Raw genomic sequence first — 12561 nt, forward strand, 5'->3', positions numbered from 1 at the left:
CCGTCGTTCTCCGACGACGGGATGTAGGCGCCCGGCACCCCGTTGGGCGTGTAGATCTTGGTGTCGCCCGGGTACGGCTTGGCCCAGTCGTGGGCGAGACCACCCACGAAGGCGGGCGAGGCCTCTTCCTGGTCGCCCAGCTCGCCGACCGCTGGGGTACGCGCTATACCCGGAACGGCAAGGTCATCTGGTCCGAACAGCCACTCCCGGATGAGTACCGCGGCGTGATGCCTGTGTAATCGCCTGCTGTCGCGACGGTCCGTGCGGCGCGCCAAGCGTTTCCCGGCTCACGCGGCCTTGGTGGAAGGCACCAGGCGGTCGATGTCCTGTTCCGAAGCCGGTCGAACTCGTGGCGAAGGCAGGGCGACGCTCCATCGGCAACGCCGTCGTCCGACTTGGACAGGTGGCGGTCCAGCGCCGCCAGGTCGCCGCCCCGAAACCTCGCTGGGCAGACCGCGCCCTGCTCGCCGCCCTCGCCCGACTGCTGCACCGGCCACTGCGCGCCCACCGGACGGTCTCCCTCCGCGGGTCTTGTCGAGTGCCCCATCGGTGTAGGGGCGGGTTGCTGAAGCCGGACGTCAGTCGCGGGGGCGGAGGCTGGCTTCTTCGAGGTCGAGTTCGTGCTGGATCCGGCGCCGGGTGGCGTTGCTGATCTTGTTCGCTTCGTAGAGGCGCTGGAGCTCGGCCGCCTCGATGGTGATGAGTGTCCGGCGTATCTCGCGGTAGGCGTCGGCAGGGCGGGCGTCCGGGTCGCTGTAGTGGGCGTCTTCGACCTGGTGGATGCGCGCTTCCAGATGATGACGGGCCTGTTTCAGGGCGGCCTCGGCGGCGGCGCCCAGATCGGCGAGCTGATCCGGATCGCCCAGCTGTTTGAGCTCGTCGAGAGCGGCGTGGGCGATGTGCCGGCGGGTCCGGGCCTCCTCGCGTGCGGTGTGCTCCGGTTCCAGAGCGATGCCGGAGCGGCGGACGACGGGGGCCAGGGTGAAGCCCTGGACGACGAGAGTGAGCGCGACGGTACCGGTGGTGAGCGTGAGAATGAGCGCCCGGTGCGGCAGTGGCGCCCCTGTGTGGGTGGTCAGGGGGATGGAGAGCGCGGCTGCCAGCGGCATGACGCCTCGGGTGCCCGCCCAGGACAGGACGGCCGGAACGCGCCAGGAGAGGCGGTTGTCGCCCTCCCTGTGCCGGTGGTGGATCAGGGCGGACAGCGGGAAGATCCACAGCAGGCGGATCGCCAGCAGAGTGAAGGCGATCGCCGGCACCCACAGCGGCCAGCCGTGCTCGTCGCGCGCGAGATGACGGACGGCCCAAGGGAGCTCGAGGCCGATCAGGGCGAAGACGACACTCTCCAGCAGGAAGGCCACGGTGTCGTAGACGGCGTGGACCTGGAGGCGGACGGGGGCGTCGCCGAGCTTGTGGCCGGTGCTGCCGAGGACGACCCCGGCCACGATGACGGCGGTCACGCCGGAGGTGTGCGACTGCTCCGCGATGACGTAGGAGGCGTAGGGAGTGACCAACGCGATGACGGTCTCCAGCATGGGGTCGTCGGTCCGTCTGCGGATCAGCGTCTCCACTGCGGCGACCGCCGCCCCGATGAGGGCTCCTCCGCCGGCGAGGATCAGGAACTGCAGGGCGGTTCCGGGCACGCTGATGGCGCTGCCGGACACCGCGGTGGCCACGGCGACCTTGTACAGGACCAGCGAGGTGGCATCGTTGAACAGGCTTTCCGCCTGCACCATGGCCTGCACGCGCGGTGGGAGAGACAGGCGCCGGCCGAGCGCGGTCACGGCCACGGGGTCGGTGCTGGCCAGGACAGAGCCGAGGATCAACGCGGCCGCGGCCGTGAGCGGGGTGATCGCATGGGCCACGGACCCGACGGCGACGGCCGAGGCGAGGACCAGGCCGAAGACCAGGCCGGTCACGGGCCGCCACACGGTGCGCAGGTCGCGGACGGAAATCTCCCCGGCCGAGGCGTAGAGCAGCGGTGGCAGCACCAGCACGTTGATCACGTGAGGCGGCAAGCGCACCTCGGGAACCCAGGGCATCAGCCCCACGACCAGACCCGCGACCACAAGGAGCGAGGGTGCGGGCAGGCTCCAGCGCCGGGCACCGGTCGCCACGGCTGTGGCCAGGACCACCAACAGCAGGACGACGATCAGACCGGTCATGGAGCGTCCCCGGTGGGTTACGGCTTGTCACCCGCCTTTGACCAGGTGCTTTACCAACGTAACCGACCTCGGGCGGTGATGCAGCCGACAGGGAGCAGCGACCGCCCAGCGCCCCGGCAGGTCTGCACCCCACGGCACGCACAGCCCGGCGACGCCCGCGGCCCGGATGCTGCGGACAGAGCCGGTGAGGGTTCCGGCCTCGCTCGACGAAGCATGTGCGAGGGCCAGGCTTGAGCCACTCATCCCCGTGAGGTCGGCTCCAGGAGTCCGCTGAGGCCTTATCTGAGCACGGAAGGGTCACCAGCAGCCCCAGCAGGCGATCCGGTGCAGGATCAGCGCGGCGCCGAAGAGTTGGACGCCGCGGGCGGTGTGCGGGTGGACGCCGGTCAACTCGGTGACACGAGCCAGGCGGTTATCCACCGCGTTGGGGGTGCATGTCACGTGCCTGAGCCGTACGGCGCCGGTCGAAGTCACAGTCGGTGCACGCCGGGCTTGGCGCCTGGAGGGCTTCACCGAACGCGCCCGCGCCGGCATCGACTCCCTCAGCTTCGAGCAGCACCAAGCCCTCCTCCGCCTGGTCGTGGAGGAAGTCGAGGTAACCGGCTGGCACGTCACCATTCGCCTACGGATCCCCCGCGACGACCCACCGCCCGCACCCACACGACCTGGTCTCCGCCCCCTCACCCCCGCACCGTCCAGCCAAGTCAGTCTGCGTTCCGTTGGTGGTCACTCAGGGTGATTCATTTCGGCTCACCGAGGCCACCAGCGGTCAGGGGGTGATCGCGCTGACCCACCCACCAACAGCGGGGAGATATCTGGCCGCCGTTGGGAAGTACTGAGTGGCCGTTGACACGCCATGCGACAGCCGCCCGTGCGCTTCGCCTGCACATCGCTCGGGCTTGGCGTCTGAGCTCTGCACGAGGGCGATTAGGGTGGGAAAAGCGCCACCATGGCATCGTGACGACGGCGCCTGTTCTTGTACCGCTGCGCCTCGCCCGCCGGTCCCCTCTCTGTGCCGGCCTGCCCGGCGCCCAGCGCGGAGGCCCCGGCCGACGCGCAACAGGACCTCGGGCCGCCCGATCCCCCGCCGCGCCGACCGCCCGCCCCAGCCCGCCCCACCCTTTCTCTTTCTGCTTCGGGGTCGGCTGCGAGAGCCGCATAGGGGGATGTCGGGCTCCCGACCATGCCCAAACAGGCGTGGTGAGCTGCGGATATGCCGTCAGGCGCCCGGAAGGTGGGGAGAGTTGTCGGCAGGGATGCTGGCGGGGCTTTCGGCGGGGTTTCCGGGGTGGTCGGGGGCGGGGTTATCGCATCGTGACGCTGGTTGGGCCACCACGGTCGGGAGTGTGGTCGGGGCCGGCTGTTGGTCTGTCCGTACGCGCGGCGCCGGGCAGCGGTTCCGCACCGTACGGGAGGACCTGGCGGTGGCGATGGTGAAGGTGGACGCGGGCGGCCGGGACCGGCTGGCACTGGCGGTGCTGGCCCAGTATCGGATGGCGACGACGGAGCAGATGCATCGGGTGATCGCGCCTGGGGTGCGGATCGAGCAGACGCGACGAAGGTTGGCCAAGCTGCGCAGCGAGGGCCTGATCGATCGCGTTACCCTGCCGCAGGCCGGCCGGATGCGGGCGTGGTTTGCCTCCCAGTACGGCGTGCAGATCGCCTCCGAGTGGCCGGAGCTGCGGGAGTGGCCGCCGCCGAAGCTGATCGCCGACCATACCGCCGCGCGGCTTCGGGCAGGGCACGCGCTGGCGGTAGCGGAGACCGGGCTTGCTTTCCTGCAGGACGCCCGGCGCCGTGGGGACGTGTGCCGGCCGCTGGACTGGATCCCCGAGGTCTACCACCCCCTCGGTGGCGGCGAAGCCGTCATCCCCGACGCCCTCCTGTACTACCGCAGCTGCGGTGACGGCGGGTCGATGCTGCGGGCCTTTGTGGAAGTCGACCGGGCCACCATGGGCCCGGAACGCCTGGCCGCCAAACTCGGCGCCTACGCTCGCCTGCACGCCTACGTGCCCACACCCATCGGACGACCACGGCCGAACTTCGGGCAACAGCCCCTGGAGGAGGACTGGAGGCGCCGCTACGCCCTGTTCCCGCGGCTGCTGTTCGTCCTGGACGGCACTGGCCCAACCGGCATCGCCACGCGCATCCAAGCCCTGCGCGCAGCCACCAGCGCACTGGCGCTGTCCAGCTTCCTGCGCGACGTCCCTGTCCTGGCAGCGCCTCTGACCGACCTGCTCCGCAACGGCCCCTCCGCGCCCGTATGGCATCCCATCCACGTCCCGGACCAGGACCACAAGGTCGGCTGGATGCAGTCCCGCCACGCTTAGCCCCTCCGCCCGCGCCTGCGTAATTCTCCCGACCATGGGCCCGACCACAGCAGGTCACGGCGCTGCACGGCACATTGCGCACGCGATGGCTGTGCAACCGCTCAGGCCGCCTTCATCACACCGCCGACATGGCCCGGACATCATGCCCGCCCACGGCCTGTGCGGACCCGGCCATGGAGCGGGCCAGCCCGACCATGGACCCGACCACAGCAGGTCACAGCGGTGCACACACCGTCCGCCCGATAGCTGCACAATGGCAGCTCGATCACGCAACGACGGATGTCGTCCAGGCCCGGGTGCGCAGGCTGCGCACCGTGAAGTCGCCTGGCGGCGAGGCTGCGCAATGGTCCCGGATACGAATGCGCAGCCGATTGCGCAGATCTGTTTCAGCAGGGCCAATAGTCGTCTGAGCGTTGGAGCAGGAAGCCGCGCTCTGCCCCGGGCGGGACCACCCGCGGACCGTCAACCTGCGCGAAGACGTCGAGTGCCCGGGCGCCGGCCTTCCGGCGCGACCGGCAACCGCGCGGCTGTCGGCCCCGACCAGGGCGTCATCCTCTCCGGAACCTCGTCCGGCGGCACCGGCCGATGGGGCGTGCACGCCTTCACCACCGCCGTCACCTACGGCTCAACTCCACCCATCTGTGCCGCCATCGAAGAGGGCCTGATCTTCACCGGCGCGAGCGGGGGCACCTTCGCCCTCCAGGCCGCGCAGACCACCGCCAACGCCACATTCAGCAAGGTCGCGCAGGGCTCGTACATGCGCGTCAAACTCCTCTCCTGATCGGAGCCCCGCCATGGCACTCATGCCCCAGGCGACCTACATCGGCCCCACCCCGCATCAGCGCGTCGACGGCTTGTTCGAGGTCCGCGGCCTCGTCCTGCACATCCAGCAAGGCACCGAAGCCGGGAGTGAGGCCTGGTTCAAGAACCCAGCCTCGCAGGCCGCCAGCCACTTCATGAACCCGAAGACTGGCGGCCTCCGGCAGCTGGTCGACACCAAGGACCGCGCCTGGGCCGAGGCCGCCGGGAATGCCCACTGGGTCTCGATCGAGAACGAGGGCTATGACCGCGCTGGGCTTCGCCGTGGCACTCCCTCTCATCGTGCAGGCCTCCGCCATCCCGGCCACCCTGCCCTGGGTCGCCGTAGGCCTCGCCGTCGCAGGCGGCTTCGCCCCGGTGATGGCGCTCCCCGCCGTCCAGGCCCTGCTCCCCGCGTGGCTGCGCACCGACGGCACCGCGGACCGCCAGTGACACCGCCGGAATCCACAACAGTCGCTCTCGAACTCGCCGAGCTGCGGCGCACGATGGAGGTGGGCTTCACGGAGCAACGCGGCCAGCTCGCTCTCCTGGTGCAGCGCGGCGACCAGACCGACAAGACGCTCGACGACCACGAGAAGCGGCTCGACGCGCTGGAGCGAAACCGCTGGCCGCTGCCCACCCTCGGTGTCCTCGCAGGCCTGGCAGGCGCCGCCACGGGCGCCATCTCCCTATTCGCACGCTGAACCCCAACGCCCCCAGCCACGGTCATCACGGCCGTGGCTGGGGGCGTTTCGTCGTGCCATGCTGGGGCGGTTTCCGACTTGGGAGGATGCGATGGCCGACAGGCAGCTGACGCACAAGCAGGCGCTCGCCGCGGCGATTCAGGCTCTGGGGGGCACATGGGACACGCAGCGCGCCGTATTGGCGCTGCGCGTCGCTGGACACGAGCCGAACGACCAGGAGGCCGCAGAGAAGGCAGCCCGCACCAATCTCCGCGCCCTGGCCGAGGACGGTGTCATCGTGAGACCGAACCCGGACCAGGCCGTGTACCGGCTGGCTTGACCGCTTCGCGTGACACGCTCCCTGCGAATCCAACGTGACCGTGCAGGGGGCGTTTTGTCATGCCGGAGGTCGAAGCGTGCCGTTCTGATATGGGATGCAGAAGACCACGTCCGCTGCCATCACCACCTGTGCGGCGTCGCCGCCTTCAAGGCCGAAGTCCTCGGAGACTTGGTGGGCTAGCAAGGCGGTATCAGTCGTGCCTTCCTTCTCTTGGCCACACACATCGCGCGCCGCGAACAGGGCATCCAACGGCTATCGCTGCGATCAACAGCGACGTTCTGAGACGCATGAGCGGTCCTTCACTGGCGCCGCTGAGCGGCTGTGAAGGGACTGCGGTTGTGCACCGTTGGTCGCAGTAGGTTCGCTGCCCCGCTCCCCTTTGGGAGGCAAGGCCGCTCCGTCCAGTCCGGTGTCAGCGCAGCGAGTCCAGCGCCTTCACGATGAGCGCCCGGGCGTCGGCGCCGTACACAGCCAGCTCCGCGAGCCGCGCGAACGCCCGACGTCGTCGGCGAAGAACGCATCGCTGGGTGCACGCCTGCCTGTCTTCCTCTGCCGCGGTGCGGACGGACGCGACGGCCACGCCCGCGCGTTGTCAGCCTGCTTTCTCACCTTGCAGTAATTACCTTCATCCGGGTCTCCGACGTGCCTCCAGAGCACAGGCCTTCCGCCCGCCCCTGCGGGGCGTCGTCCCCGCCGCCCTCGCCGGGGTCAACCGCCCCAGCACCCGGGTCCGCCACCTCAACGCCCCGCTACGGCTATGCCACCCACCGGACAGGAGCAGCAGTTCCAGCACCGGGTCAAGAGCGAGAGCTGTCCTCCACCTTCTCGAAGAAGAACTCGTGTTTGAGGAAGGAGACGTCGTACTCGTGACCGGACTGAGGCGGCAGCAGTTGGGAGGCCTGGAACAGGCGCCACCCGTCGTGCAGCGCGGCAAGCCCAGTGGGATAGGGCGGCTCGTCGCTGTCGCCGGTCGTCGGACGGGTCCGGCCGGTCCCGTCGTATCGGGACCAGCCCACGACGTCGGAGTCCAGCGCCGACGTCGCGAGATAGAGGACGAGAACCTGCTGCCTCATGCGGGACTCCTCAAGGTCGGCCGATTGCTCACGCGCGTGGCCCAGTACTCGACATCGAACGAGTCGTCACCGGTCAGGGCCCGCCACAGCATGACCCGGTTGTAGATCTCCAGTCGGCCCGTGGCCCACTCGTACCAGGGGAAGTACGTATTGAGTTCCGCGGCCACCGCAGGGTCGTGCAGGTCGGAGACGTCCCACAGACGCACCTGCGGCACGGTCGGGTTGAGGCGGATTTTGTACATGTAGCGACGATCCACGGTGTCGTTGCGGCGGCCACTGTGCCAGATGCCGTGGTGCACGAGAACGACCGTGCCCGCCGGGCAGGTCAGACGGGTCTGCCCCCTGAGGTTCTGGACGCGGCCGACGTCCGTCTCGTTGATCCTGCGCAGATGGCTTCCGGGCACACTGAGGGTGCCGCCCATCTCGGCGGTCACCTCGTGCGGGTAGTACATGAGCTGGATGTCGAACGCATCCGGCCGCACATCGATGATCGCGTCTCCGTGGAGCGGCTGCGCCTGTCCCTCGTGTGGCTCGCGCACATGAACCGCATGGTGGTCGACGGTCGGCTCGGGGCCGACGAGGCTCTCGACGGCGCCTGCGACGACCGGCAGGGTGAGCAGCTCGTGGACGAAGGTGTCTTGCGCGAACGCCCCGCCCAGCGGAGTGCCGTAGGACACTTCCGGCAGGCCCTCGGTCAAGGCCGCGATGGCCCGTTCATTGATCTCCTGCGGCACCGCCCCGTCCAGGCGCAGAAATCCCTGCGCGACGAAGCGCGCCACCTGAACCGACGTCAGGAGTTGCTTGCTGGTTGACATGCACCGAACGTACGTGCCCTGTCCGGATCGGTCGTGGGTTGAAATCGTCCAGTGCTGGTAATTTTCCATCCTCGTGAAACACGCAACACTGCGGCTCGACGAGGCGCCCACCGTGGTCGATGCCGGCATCGGGGTGCACGGCGTCGCCACCGCCCACGACGTCTTCCGGCTGCCCGACCTGTGGCAGCTGCACCTCTACAACTACGAGGGTGCTCTGTCCCTCGGGCAGTCGGTCCACCCCATACGCCCCGGCCACGTCAGCCTGGTACCGCCGAACACGGAGGTGCACTTTCACTACCGGGGCAGGTCGGAGCATTTCTACGTCCATCTGCGGCTGCACGACGGCGGAACCGCGCGGGTGGTGCCGGTGATGCAGGACGCCGCGGCCGAGAGCACACGCCTGGCCGATCTGCTCCGACACGCCGTGACGGCCATGCCGACTTCTCCCCCGCGGGCCTCGGCCGAGGTCTGGACCGCTCTGTGGCGCATCGCCGAGTTGCCGAGGGGTGATGGAGCCGGGCGCCGCCACCCCTTCGTGGCAGCCGCCCAGGCCTACGTCGAGGAACACCTGGCCGACCCGTTGTCCGTACCGGACGTCGCTCGCGCCGTCGGAATCTCCCACACACACCTGACGCGCGTGTTCCGTGCCGAAACCGGCCTCACAGTCGTTTCGTACATCCGGCATCGCCGCCTGCAGCGCGCCCGCCACCTCCTGTTGTCCTCCACCCTGTCCATCACAGCCATCGCCGCGGCCGTCGGCATCGCCGATCTCCAGGCCTTCAACAAGGCCTGCCGCCGTGAACTCGGCGCGAGCCCGCGTGACGTGCGTGCGGCTGCCCCTGCGGGGCTGGACGGCCCAGGACCGTAAGGGTGCCGGCAGACACCTTCGCGGCCCGCTGGACCTCTCCCCCCGGGCCGCCGATCTGATCCTGCTCCGGGCTTCCTCGTCATCGCCTGCCTACCCGCCATCATGCACACCTCCGAAGCCTGGATCGTCGTCGCCGTGCTTGGCTACGGCGTCGGCCAGGTCACTGGAACAGCCCTCGTGCCCCGGCTCATCCGCCGGCAAAGCGAGGAACCCCAGCCGACGCGCGGCTGGGGTTCGTCAAGGCGCCGACCGCGCGGATCTTCGCGTGAGCACGGTTTGCTGCCCGCTGGCCTGCCGAGAGCTTGTCCCAGCGGCCGCGGCAGGGAACGCGGACGGCTGGGCCGGCAACCGCCCCGGCGTGTAGGTGGGTTGGAAAAGACTTGGGGCAAGTCAGCCGAGCTGGGCTGCGACGTCTGCCCCTTCCCGTACGAAGACCGGGATGCGTTCCAGTGGGGCTTCGGCGTCGAGCAACGTTCCGCCCTCCAGCACGCGTCCGGTGGCCGGGTCGAGCCAGCGGGCGCCGGACGGCAGGTACACCCGGCGGGCCCGGGCACCCGTCTCGTACACGGGTGCCACCAGCACGTCGGGGCCGAGCAGGAACTGGTCGTTCACGTCCCAGGCGTGCTCGTCCTTGGGGAAGTCGAAGAAGAGCGGGCGCATCGGCGGGGCCCCGGTGCGGTGGGCGTCCTCGGAGAGCGTCCTCAGGTACGGGCGCAGGCGCTCACGCAGCCCCAGGTGGTCGCGGAGGATGCTGTACGCCTCCTCCCCGTACGACCAGACCTCGTTCGGCCCACCGGTCATGTCCGCCGAGAAGGTGGGGTGATTGGGGTTGCGGTCCCCGTGCAGCCGCATGACGGGGCAGAAGGTACCGTACTGGAACCACCGGATCAGCAGCTCGCGGTACGCCGGGTCGTCCGGGTCGCCGCCGAAGAAGCCGCCGATGTCGGTGTTCCACCAGGGGATGCCGCTCATGGCGACGTTCAGGCCGGCCCTGATCTGGCGCCCGAGGGAGTCGAAGGTGGTGGGGATGTCGCCGGACCACAGCAAGGCCCCGTGAGCCTGGCTGCCCGCCCAGGCGGAGCGGACCAGCGACAGCGGCCGGTCCTCGCCCGCCGCGCGCAGGCCGTCGGCCACTGCGCGGGCGTGCAGCACGGGGTAGAGGTTCGCGACCTCGGCGGCCGGCCCGGCCGCGTAGACGGCGCGGTCGGCGAGGTCCCGGGGCAGGTCGGGCTCGCAGGCGTCCAGCCAGAAGCACGCCACGCCCAGCGAACGGTAGTTGTCGTTCAGCCGCTGCCACAGTGCGGCGCGTGCTCCGGGGTGGGTGGCGTCGTAGTACGCCATCGGGCTGATCAGCGCATCTCCGCTGTACCGGGACGGCCACGGGAAGGTGAGCAGGCCGCCGTGCGCGTCCCGTACGAGGTGGCCGGCCGAGCGCAGTTCGTCGTGCGAGTCGCTGCCGGGCTCGACGGTGGGCCACACCGAGACGGCGAGTTTCACCCCGAGGTCCGTCAGCTCCTTGACCATGGCGGCGGGGTCGGGCCACTCGCTCTCCTCGAAACGCCAGTCGCCCATCCTCGGCCAGTGGAAGAAGTCGCAGACGATGACGGACAGCGGCAGTCCACGCTCCTTGTACTGCCGTGCCACCGCCAGGAGTTCGTCCCGGGTGCGGTAGCGCAGCTTCGACTGCCAGAAACCGGACGCCCACTCGGGCAGGAGGGGCGGGCGTCCGGTGGCCCGGGTGTAGGAGTCCAGGATCTCGGCCGGGGTGTCGCCGGCGGTGATCCAGTAGTCGATGCGCCCGCCGGCGTCGGCGGTCCACCGGGTGGTGTCGGCGCCCAGTTCGACCCGGCCGGTGGCGGGGTTGTTCCACAGCACTCCGTAGCCGCGCGAGGAGTGCAGGAAGGGGACGGCCGCCACGGTGTTGCTCTGGACGAGGTCGATCACGCAACCCTTCTGGTCCAGGCGCCCGTTGGGGTTCTGCCCCAGGCCGTGCAGCCGTTCACCGTCGTACGCCTCGAAGTGCTGTTCCGTCCGGCCGCCCGCCGCGTGGACGCGAGGGCCGCCGGGTGGCCCGTACGGGCCCTTGTCGGCGAGGAGTTCGCGGCCCGAGACGGCGTGGCTGAACCTCAGCCGGCCGTCCGCCGAGGCCTCGACCACAAGGCGGCCGTTGACCAGGCGGGCGCAGCCGTCGTCCGATACGGACAGTGCGGCGTGCGGGGCGGGCGAGGGGCTCTCCAGCGCACCGGGGGCTGCGGGGTCGACGGTCCCGGACGAGGCTCGCACCCGAACGGCGTCCGGTCCCCAGGGCTCGATGCGGAGAATCTCTGCGGCGGTGTGCCGTTCCAGACCGCCGGCGCGGACGATGTAGGGCAAGGTGATTCCCCTGTTCTTCTCGAGTTGCGGGTGAGTACAGCCGGTCGCCGATCACCGGCGTCGTTATGTGCTTTCCGCAGCAGGAGCAACGGCCTGGATCCAATACGGTCTATCCCAGCGCCCGGAGTCGGGCGATGGAGTCGGCGAGCATCCGGCGGCAGAACGCAAGGTGGTCCTCCCCGTAGCCGCGCGGGGCGCACTCCACGACCAGCAGCAGGCCCAGGTAGAGCTGGTAGAGCGCCACGCGGTGCCGGAGGGCGGGGCCGAAGTCCAGGCTGCCGCCTGCTGTGGTGTAACCGGCGGCGAGGTCGCTGTCCGGGCCGGTGCCACCGCCGAAGGCGAGGGAGACCAGCTCGGCTGCCGGGTCGCCCCAGAAGGCCCGCTCGTGGTCGATGAGTCCGGTGATCCCGGCCTGCCCTGCGTCACCCGGTCGGATGAAGATGTTGCCCGGCCAGAGGTCGAAGTGGACCAACCGGGGCTCCGTGACCTCGTCCAGGGCGTACCCGCCTTCGGACACCAGCGTGCGGATGTCCGAAGGCAGTACGGCCAGGGGAGAGCGCCAGTGGTCGGCGTCGTCGAGCAGGGCCTCGATCATGGCGCTGAAGGCCGTACACCAGTCGGCGGCGGACAGGCCGGACTCAGCGGCCGGGTAGCCGAAGCGGCCGTCGGCCGGGGCCAGGGTGTGCAGTCGGGCGGTGATCGCGCCCAGTTCCCGGCGGAGCAGGGGCCCCGCGTCGGCGGAGAGCTGCTCGCCCGCCTTGTCCCACGGAGTTCCCTCCAGGAGCGACAGGACGATGAACTCCTCTTCCGCGTGGAGCAGTTCGGGCACCGGAACTGTGCCTCCCGGCAGGGCTGCGAGCCGCCGGTAGACCATCGTCTCCGTCCCGAGGATGCCCCGCTCGTACCGCAGTACCGGTGCGTCGGCCGGTGGCGCAAGTTTGACGACGGCCGGCCTGCCGTCATCCAGCAGCACGCGGTAGGCGCTGTTGAACCAGCCGTCGGTCAGCTCGTGCTCCAGACGGCACCCGATGCCGACGGAGGTGCGCAGCAGGGCGTCGAGCGCGGCGGGCGTGAGGTGACGTTTGGTGCGGCTCTGCACGGGTACCTCCGGGTGCC

General features: G+C 70.0%; 13 protein-coding genes and 2 pseudogenes. 7 read left to right on the plus strand and 8 right to left on the minus strand.

The features are described from left to right. Positions 1-578 precede the first annotated feature (578 nt). Together ABZ865_RS08145 and ABZ865_RS08150 are read right to left on the minus strand one after the other, a co-directional pair. Positions 579-2165 (minus strand): Na+/H+ antiporter, encoded by a 1587-nt coding sequence (locus tag ABZ865_RS08145; protein ID WP_361225731.1) that lies wholly within the window; start codon positions 2163-2165, stop codon positions 579-581. Positions 2166-2462: 297 nt separating this feature from the next. Then, positions 2463-2585 (minus strand): hypothetical protein, encoded by a 123-nt coding sequence (locus ABZ865_RS08150; protein WP_361225734.1) that lies wholly within the window; start codon positions 2583-2585, stop codon positions 2463-2465. A gap of 1010 nt (positions 2586-3595) precedes the next feature. On the opposite strand from ABZ865_RS08150, the gene ABZ865_RS08155 reads away from it, so the two are divergent. The 6 genes and pseudogenes from ABZ865_RS08155 to ABZ865_RS08180 all read left to right on the plus strand — a co-directional run bounded on the left by ABZ865_RS08155 (position 3596) and on the right by ABZ865_RS08180 (position 6316). Continuing rightward, complete coding sequence (locus tag ABZ865_RS08155; protein WP_361227230.1) at positions 3596-4495, plus strand: replication-relaxation family protein; 900 nt, start codon at positions 3596-3598, stop codon at positions 4493-4495. A 484-nt stretch (positions 4496-4979) separates the two neighbouring features. After that, entirely contained in the window at positions 4980-5276 is a 297-nt protein-coding gene (locus ABZ865_RS08160; RefSeq protein WP_361225737.1) for a hypothetical protein, read from the plus strand. Between the two features lie 22 nt (positions 5277-5298). After that, a pseudogene (locus ABZ865_RS08165) lies at positions 5299-5502 on the plus strand (hypothetical protein); the annotation flags it as partial. 55 nt (positions 5503-5557) lie between these two features. Next, positions 5558-5746: a hypothetical protein gene (locus ABZ865_RS08170; protein WP_361225739.1), complete on the plus strand. Its 189-nt coding sequence runs from the start codon at positions 5558-5560 to the stop codon at positions 5744-5746. A 53-nt stretch (positions 5747-5799) separates the two neighbouring features. Further along, the gene (locus tag ABZ865_RS08175) at positions 5800-5997 is read left to right on the plus strand and encodes a hypothetical protein (RefSeq protein ID WP_361227233.1); all 198 of its coding nucleotides are present in this window, start codon (positions 5800-5802) and stop codon (positions 5995-5997) included. Between the two features lie 91 nt (positions 5998-6088). Beyond that, entirely contained in the window at positions 6089-6316 is a 228-nt protein-coding gene (locus ABZ865_RS08180; RefSeq protein WP_361225742.1) for a hypothetical protein, read from the plus strand. Between the two features lie 57 nt (positions 6317-6373). Here the strand turns inward: ABZ865_RS08180 and ABZ865_RS08185 are convergent, their stop codons facing one another. The 3 genes from ABZ865_RS08185 to ABZ865_RS08195 all read right to left on the minus strand — a co-directional run bounded on the left by ABZ865_RS08185 (position 6374) and on the right by ABZ865_RS08195 (position 8204). Further along, positions 6374-6565 carry a hypothetical protein gene (locus tag ABZ865_RS08185; RefSeq protein ID WP_361225745.1) on the minus strand — a complete coding sequence of 64 codons (192 nt, stop codon included), beginning with the start codon at positions 6563-6565 and terminating at the stop codon, positions 6374-6376. A gap of 548 nt (positions 6566-7113) precedes the next feature. After that, entirely contained in the window at positions 7114-7389 is a 276-nt protein-coding gene (locus ABZ865_RS08190) for a hypothetical protein (protein WP_361225748.1), read from the minus strand. Next, positions 7386-8204 carry a phytanoyl-CoA dioxygenase family protein gene (locus tag ABZ865_RS08195; RefSeq protein WP_361225751.1) on the minus strand — a complete coding sequence of 273 codons (819 nt, stop codon included), beginning with the start codon at positions 8202-8204 and terminating at the stop codon, positions 7386-7388. Before ABZ865_RS08195 ends, ABZ865_RS08190 begins: the two co-directional genes overlap by 4 nt. A 73-nt stretch (positions 8205-8277) precedes the next feature. Here ABZ865_RS08195 and ABZ865_RS08200 point away from each other — a divergent pair, with 73 nt between their 5' ends. Next, a complete protein-coding gene (locus ABZ865_RS08200; protein WP_361225754.1) occupies positions 8278-9072 on the plus strand; it encodes an AraC family transcriptional regulator in 795 nt (264 codons plus the stop codon). Between the two features lie 253 nt (positions 9073-9325). Here the strand turns inward: ABZ865_RS08200 and ABZ865_RS08205 are convergent. The 3 genes and pseudogenes from ABZ865_RS08205 to ABZ865_RS08215 all read right to left on the minus strand — a co-directional run. Then, positions 9326-9418, minus strand: a pseudogene (locus tag ABZ865_RS08205) (IS5/IS1182 family transposase); the annotation flags it as partial. A 44-nt stretch (positions 9419-9462) separates the two neighbouring features. Further along, entirely contained in the window at positions 9463-11445 is a 1983-nt protein-coding gene (locus ABZ865_RS08210) for a glycoside hydrolase family 31 protein (protein WP_361225756.1), read from the minus strand. A 109-nt stretch (positions 11446-11554) separates the two neighbouring features. Continuing rightward, positions 11555-12544 carry an aminoglycoside phosphotransferase family protein gene (locus tag ABZ865_RS08215; RefSeq protein WP_361225757.1) on the minus strand — a complete coding sequence of 330 codons (990 nt, stop codon included), beginning with the start codon at positions 12542-12544 and terminating at the stop codon, positions 11555-11557. Positions 12545-12561 lie beyond the last annotated feature (17 nt).

The sequence above is a fragment of the Streptomyces sp. NPDC047085 genome, assembly GCF_040643735.1.
Classification (GTDB): Bacteria; Actinomycetota; Actinomycetes; order Streptomycetales; family Streptomycetaceae; genus Streptomyces.

Bases quoted from the DNA above. Each gene is read 5' to 3' on its own strand.
- ABZ865_RS08145 (WP_361225731.1), bottom strand. From the start codon at position 2,165: ATGACCGGTCTGATCGTCGTCCTGCTGTTGGTGGTCCTGGCCACAGCC.
- ABZ865_RS08155 (WP_361227230.1), top strand. From the start codon at position 3,596: ATGGTGAAGGTGGACGCGGGCGGCCGGGACCGGCTGGCACTGGCGGTG.
- ABZ865_RS08170 (WP_361225739.1), top strand. From the start codon at position 5,558: ATGACCGCGCTGGGCTTCGCCGTGGCACTCCCTCTCATCGTGCAGGCC.
- ABZ865_RS08175 (WP_361227233.1), top strand. From the start codon at position 5,800: ATGGAGGTGGGCTTCACGGAGCAACGCGGCCAGCTCGCTCTCCTGGTG.
- ABZ865_RS08180 (WP_361225742.1), top strand. From the start codon at position 6,089: ATGGCCGACAGGCAGCTGACGCACAAGCAGGCGCTCGCCGCGGCGATT.
- ABZ865_RS08190 (WP_361225748.1), bottom strand. From the start codon at position 7,389: ATGAGGCAGCAGGTTCTCGTCCTCTATCTCGCGACGTCGGCGCTGGAC.
- ABZ865_RS08195 (WP_361225751.1), bottom strand. From the start codon at position 8,204: ATGTCAACCAGCAAGCAACTCCTGACGTCGGTTCAGGTGGCGCGCTTC.